Source organism: Promineifilum sp. (SeqCode) (genome assembly GCF_041918635.1).
GTDB lineage: Bacteria > Chloroflexota > Anaerolineae > Promineifilales > Promineifilaceae > Promineifilum.
This window is the reverse complement of record NZ_JAYRVJ010000415.1, coordinates 1-6,106: the sequence shown is the minus strand read 5'-3', so window position 1 is coordinate 6,106 and position 6,106 is coordinate 1. Positions and strand designations below refer to the sequence as shown.

Genomic DNA, 6,106 nt, shown 5'->3' with positions numbered 1-6,106 from the left:
TGCGGCGTCGCGCCGACGGGCATGCAGGCGATGGTGACGTCGACCGCGCAGTTGAATGTGCGCGCCCTCCCCGGCACTGACAGCGCGATCGTCACCCGGCTCGCGCCGTGCACCATCGTGCCCCTGACCGGCTTCCGCAACATCGATAGCACCTGGGTGCAGGTCACCTTGCCCTCGGGCCAGGGCGGCTGGGTGTCGGCCCAGTGGGTCAGCCTGGGCGTGCCCATCTCCTCGCTCACCGGCCCCGCCCGGTAAAAGAGGCGCACGCCAAGAGCGCCAAGTGCGCCAGGAACGCCAGGAAGAAACTCGCTTCTTGGCGTTCTTTGCTTTCCTGGCGCTCTTTGCGTGAGACCCTCCCTCTCCGAAGACCTCTGATCTCTCTTCCGAGTTCTCTCGGATGTTTTCGCGCGGCCGGTGAGTATCCTATGGATAGGGTCGTGTATCGGCCACCGGGGGTAAGGCCCGGATCGCTGGCCCCCTGATCCGGCGTCCGGGTCCACCTCCGGTCTTTGGAATTAGGAATTAGGAACGGGAAGCCCTCCCTGGGGGCCGGCGGAGGGGCCGGGCGTGCCGTGGGAGGGCTTCGGGTGGCCGCTCGCTACTGGAGCGTTGTCCCCGCAGGGAATGTATCCAGCAACAACCACGTCGCCGCGAAGGCGTCGTTGTCGCCGGCGGCGAGGGTGACGGCGTAGCGGCCGTCGATCACCAGCGCCGCCGCCTCGCCGATGACCTCGGCCCCGGCCGGCGTCAGGCGCAGGGCCGCGCCCCGCTCCACGCCGATAGCCACCGTCGCCGGGTCGGCCATCACGTGGCTGACCAGCCGGCCGTAGAGGTAGTCGTACAGCACGCGCGGCTCGATGACCGCGTCCACCAGCCCCAGCCCCGGGGCCATCGTCAGATAGCCGGCCAGGAACGTATCGCTCGACTGGTACTCGACGTTGTCGCTGGTCGGCGTCGGTTCGGCGGTCATGGCGACGCCCAGGGCAGCCGCGGCGGCGTTGTCGGCCATCAGCACGCCGCCGGCTGTCCACCAGTCGCGCCACACCGCGTCCGTGCCGGCGTCGCGCATGGCCGCCACCAGGTCGGCCATGAGCGCCTGGTCGCTGCCGGTGAAGAAGACCGCGCCCGCCCCGGCCAGTTGCTCGCCCAGCGCCGCCAGATCGGTCGCCGGCGTCAGCGTGGCGGTGATGGCCCGACCCTCCAGCCCGGCGTTGCGCAGCCGGTTGCGCCAGAAGCGGGCAAAGCCGTCGGCGGCGCGCGGGCGCGGGCCGGCGGCCAGCACGACGACCGGCCCCTCGGCGGCGTTGGCCGCCTCGACGAAGGCGGTCATGGCCGGGCCGCGCGTGGCCGCGCTCAGATCGCCGCCGATGAAGAGCGGCCCCGCGCCGGCCGGGGCGGCCAGTTGGGCGAAATTGCGCTCGCGGATGTTGGGCGGGGCCTGGGGGATGCCCTCGACGATGGGCAGGCGCGTGTCCAGGCTGTAGGCGTAGTGGCCGGGCGGCAGGATGTGGAAGCCAACGCTGTGGATAGACAGGACGGCCGGATCGTCGCCGACGTACTCCGCCGCCCCGGCCGCGCTATAGGTCTCACCGTCCAGGACAATAGCCGCGTACCAACCGGTGATATCGCGCACCAGGCCCGTCTCGTCGATGACGCCGGCCGTGCCCCAGTCGAAGCCAACGGCCAGCTTCTCGCCCGGCTTCTCCACCATCGCCTGGAGCAGCCGCGCCGTCCGGCCGCGCTCCAGCACGTGCTGGTCGATGATGGCGTCGGGCAGGCCGAAGACCAGGCCGCGCTCGGCCACCTCGATGTTGCCGTACCACAGATCGACCGCGCCCCGGTTCAGGCCGTGCCAGGCGAAGTTGTCGCCCGTGTAGCCGGCGATCATGTAGCGGGAGATGACGGCCGCGCCGGCGCTGTTGCCGCCCACGACCGCGCCGCGGGCGAAGCCGGCGGTCAGCATGCCCTCCGTCGCCGTGTTGGCGACGACGCGCATGGCGACGGTCTGGTCGCCGCCCAGGATGTAGAAGCCGTCCACGTCCTCGCCCAGCAGGGCGACTTTGGCCGGGTCCTGGGCGTCGCTGCGGATCTGGATGTCCACGGCCGTCGCCTCGCACGTCTGGCCGGGCGCGGCCACGGCGGCGCACGCGTCCTCGATCTGCTGGGCGCGCTCCTGGGCCAACGCGATGTTCTCGCGCCGCAGGATGCCGCCGATGCGATGGGGGTCGAGGGCGTAGGTGATGGGCAGGACGCGGATGAGGACGAGGCCGTCGCTGTCGTGTTCGGCCGCCTGAGCGGCGAACAGTTGCAGCGTGTCCTCCTCGTAGCCCGCGCCGATGGGCACGAGCCGGGTGGAGCCTTGTCCGGCGACCGTCGTCGCCAGGAACAAGATGGTCATGAGCGCCGCCGGTACTGCTGGCAGCCAACCGAGTCTACGAAACCACTTGCCGCGCTTCATGTTCTTTTCTCCTGTTAACTCGTAGGGCGATTTGGCAAATCGCCTTTCCTTACCCCTCCTCCAGCCCCTCCCAAAGGGAGGGGAGAAGGACGGCAATAAATTGCCTGACTACGAACCCGAACCCAACGACCGGATGAGCGCCACCACCTCCCCCACGCGCCCCACCCGGTAGACATTGCCCGGCAACTCGTCGGGCAGATCGACGACGTCATAAATCCACGTCATCTCCGTCGGCACGTAGATGGCCCGGCCGCCCAGCGCCGCCACGGGCAAAATGTCGCTGCGCAAGCTGTTGCCGATCATGACGAAGCGCGATGGCTCCACGCCGCGCCGCTTCAGGATGGCCCGGTAGACCTCCGGCGTCTTGTCGCTGACCACCTCGACGCCGCTGAAGTACTGCCCCAGGCCGGAGCGGGCCACTTTGTCTTCCTGGTGCAACAGGTCGCCCTTGGTGATGAGCAGCAGCGGGTAGTCGGCCGACAGGGCGGCCAGGGTGTCTTCTACCTCATCGATCAGCCGCACCTCGGCCGAGATCATCTCCTTGGCGATGCCCAGCAGTTCGCCGATTGCCGCCCCGGTGATGCGCCCGCCGGTCACGGCGATGGCCGTCTCGATCAGCGACAGGGTGAAGCTGGTCACGCCGAAGCCGAAGTAGGGCAGGTTGCGCATCTCCGTCTCGTGCACCAGATCATCGAGAGCGGCTGGATCGCCGCCGTCTCGGCGGCCGGCCGGCGGAGACGCCAGCGATCCGGTCGCTCGCATATAGGGCTGCAACAGTTCGCGGAAGCGGTCGCGGGCGTCCTGGTAGAGGTCCTCGTTGTGCCAGAGGGTGTCGTCAGCGTCGAAGGCGATCAGATCGATCATGGGGCCGAATTGTCGCCCGACACGTACAAAAAGAAAAGAAGAATCTCACGCAAAGCCGCAAAGAACGCAAAGCAGAGAACTCTTTCTTCCCTTTGCGTTCTTTGCGGCTTTGCGTGAGACCTCTTAGGCTACCGCGGCGGAGAGGGTGTAGCCGACGCCGTGCCTGGTAGTGAGGTAGACACGCTGGGGATCGACCTTCTCGCACAGCCGGTTGACCGCCCGTTGCAGCGCTTCCTTGTCGCTGAAGAACATCGCCATGTCGTAGGGCTGTCCTTCCTGGCCGTAGACCTCGCGCACCAGCGTCTCGTACTCGACCACCTGGCCGCGCCGGCGGTAGAGGGCCAGCAGCACGTCCAGTTCGCGGCCGTCCTTCAGCCCCACCAGCTTGCCATCGACGTAGACGCGGCGGTTCGGCTCGTCCACGCGCAGGCCGCGCTCGTGGCGGTCTTCTTCGTCGCGGAAGCGGCCCAGCGTGGCGGCGAAGAGGGCGCTGAACACCCGCCCGCCGGCGTCCACCAACCCCAGCCGGGCCAGCTCCTGCTGCCGGTTGATGTCGATGGGCCGGCCGTCGGCCAGCGCCAGCAGGCATTCGCGCTCGTCCGGCCGCAGGGCGCGCCACAGCTTATCGGCCGTGGGTAGCGGCGCGTCGGCCCACGGTTCGGCGCGCAAGTGTTCCACCAGGCCGGCCGGCGCGGTGGGCCAGCCGCGGCTCCTGGCCCGGCGTAGCACGTCGCGCAGCAGGCCGGGGTTGGCTCCGGTCAGCCGCATCAGTTCGTCCTCCAGGCCCGGATCGAGCGGTTCGCCAGGCGACAGCGACTCCCACAGGGCGCGGAACTGGCCGCTGTAGCTCATGACGATGGTCGCGTCGGCGAACAGGTGGTTGAAGTCGCGGACGAAATCGTCCCTGGCGTCGTCGCGCAGCAGGGCCAGCGGCCGGAAGGTGGCGATGACGACGTAGAGCCGCTCGCTCAACTCGTGCCATTCGCGCGGAAAGCGGGCCAGGCAGTAGAGCATCTCCGGCTCCAGGTCGGCGTAGACGGCATCGAAATTGGTCAACACCAGCAGCGGGCTTTGCAGCGCGTCGCTGACGACGGTCTCCAGGGCGCGCTGGAAGAAGACCATCGTCTCGTCGGGCCGGGTGAGCGTCTGGCGGTCGAACTCGGCCACCAGCCCCTCGATCTCGCGGGCCGGCTGAGTGAAGCCGTCGCGCGCCGCCGCTTCGCCGATGGCCGCCAGCAGCCGCCGGGCGAAGGCGTGCCACAGTCCACTGTCGTCGGGGCCGATGGCGCGGCAGTCAACCGAGACGGGCAGGGTGCAGACCCCCAACGCCCGCTCGCGGTCGTGGGCGCGGCTGTCGTCCGGGTCGGCCAGCAGTTGGCGGGCCAGATACCACTTGCCGCTGCCGGGCAGCCCGATCAGGTGGGCGGCGCGGCCCGACTCCAGCCGGCGCAACAGTTGATCCCAGAGCGGGTCTATGGAGGTCGCCAGCGTATCGCTGGCGGCGGGGTTGTCGATGAGCACGTAAACGTCGTCGGACGAGCCGTCCTCGCGGTGGGTGCTGGGCAGCTTCACCTCCGTGCGCCGCCCCAGGGGCAGCCGGGCGCGGCCGTACTTCTTGTAGGGCGGCGACAGCGGATCGTCGAGCGGCCGCACCTGGCTGCCGTAGGAGCTATGCTCGTTGAGCCAGAAGCGGCCGTTGTCATAGACCAGGGTGAAGTGCTCCTTGGAGATGTTCAGCAGCGCGTTGGCCGGCAGCCGGAACCAGGTGTGGAAGTCGCGGCGGCCGACGGTCAACGTCGCGCCCGGCAGCCCGGCGAAGCGCAGCCGGTGCTCCCGGTCGCGGTAGCGAATGGTAAGCAACAGTTCCGGCGGGGTCATAAGATATATTATCCGCAGATTTCGCAGATTGGGCAGATTCTTAGAGGCTCACGCAAAGATCGCCAAGGATACGAAGAGCGCCAAGCTCCAATCTTTGCGCGCTTTGCTTCTTGGCGCTCTTTGCGTGAGCCTCTTTTCTTATTCGGGCTCGCAATAGACGAAGCGATAGGGCCACAGGTGCTCGACGAACGTCGGGCGGAAGTCAGCGTCGGCGAAGGGGTCGGCCGACCACCGCAACTCATTAGAAACCCGGTTTCTGGCGGGCGGAGCGTCCCAGCGCTGCACCACGGCGTGGTCGGGGGCCAGATAGGCGCGGGCGGTTCGGTTGTCGGGGAAAGCGTGGCCCTTGGGATTGATGACGCGGCTCTCCAGGATGCGGCCGGGCGCGGCATGGCGGGCCAGCCCCGGCCCCAGCAGCCGGAAGATCTGCCACATCAGCCCGGGCGGCGTGCGGGCGGCGCGGCCGGCCGCGCCCTCCACCAGCGGCTCACCCGTCGCCGCGCGAAAGACGAAACGGGTGCGGTCGCGCTCCGGCTCGATGCGCCCCCGGGCGAGGTGGGCGTCCAGCCCCAATAGCTCGCGGTTGTAGGCGACGACCCGCTCGCTGTCGTTCCACAGCCGGTAGCAGAACAGGCCCAGCGCCGGCTCGGCCAGCAGCAGCCGCAGCAGGATGAGCGGGTGGGCGGCCACCGGCTCCAGCGGCCGGCGCGTGACGGCGATGAAGAACTGAAGCTCCCGGTGCGGCCCCAGGTTGGCGTGCGTGAAGTCGCACACCCACATGCCGGCCAGCGTGCGCCCCTCGGCCGTCATGACCGGCTCGGCGTCCTCGTTGGACACCATCCCCATGGCGATGCTGCTGTTGATCGTCCCGGCGATGAGCAGGCCATAGCCATCGTAGACGACGTA

General features: G+C 68.9%; 5 protein-coding genes. 1 reads left to right on the top strand and 4 read right to left on the bottom strand.

Translation table 11 applies throughout. From position 1 onward, the window contains the following. Nucleotides 1-21 precede the first annotated feature (21 nt). Nucleotides 22-255 (top strand): SH3 domain-containing protein, encoded by a 234-nt coding sequence (locus ACE3UY_RS12960; RefSeq protein WP_374687930.1) that lies wholly within the window; start codon nucleotides 22-24, stop codon nucleotides 253-255. Nucleotides 256-598: 343 nt separating this feature from the next. On the opposite strand, the gene ACE3UY_RS12955 is transcribed toward ACE3UY_RS12960, so the two are convergent. From ACE3UY_RS12955 to ACE3UY_RS12940, 4 genes are all read right to left on the bottom strand, one after another. After that, complete coding sequence (locus ACE3UY_RS12955; RefSeq protein WP_374687929.1) at nucleotides 599-2,458, bottom strand: hypothetical protein; 1,860 nt, start codon at nucleotides 2,456-2,458, stop codon at nucleotides 599-601. A gap of 108 nt (nucleotides 2,459-2,566) precedes the next feature. Next, nucleotides 2,567-3,322, bottom strand: coding sequence for an HAD family hydrolase (locus tag ACE3UY_RS12950; RefSeq protein WP_374687928.1), 756 nt, complete (start codon nucleotides 3,320-3,322; stop codon nucleotides 2,567-2,569). 123 nt (nucleotides 3,323-3,445) lie between these two features. Then, entirely contained in the window at nucleotides 3,446-5,200 is a 1,755-nt protein-coding gene (locus ACE3UY_RS12945) for a winged helix-turn-helix domain-containing protein (protein WP_374687927.1), read from the bottom strand. Nucleotides 5,201-5,338: 138 nt separating this feature from the next. Further along, on the bottom strand, nucleotides 5,339-6,106 hold a 768-nt coding region (locus ACE3UY_RS12940; RefSeq protein WP_374687926.1), incomplete at its 5' end, for a hypothetical protein.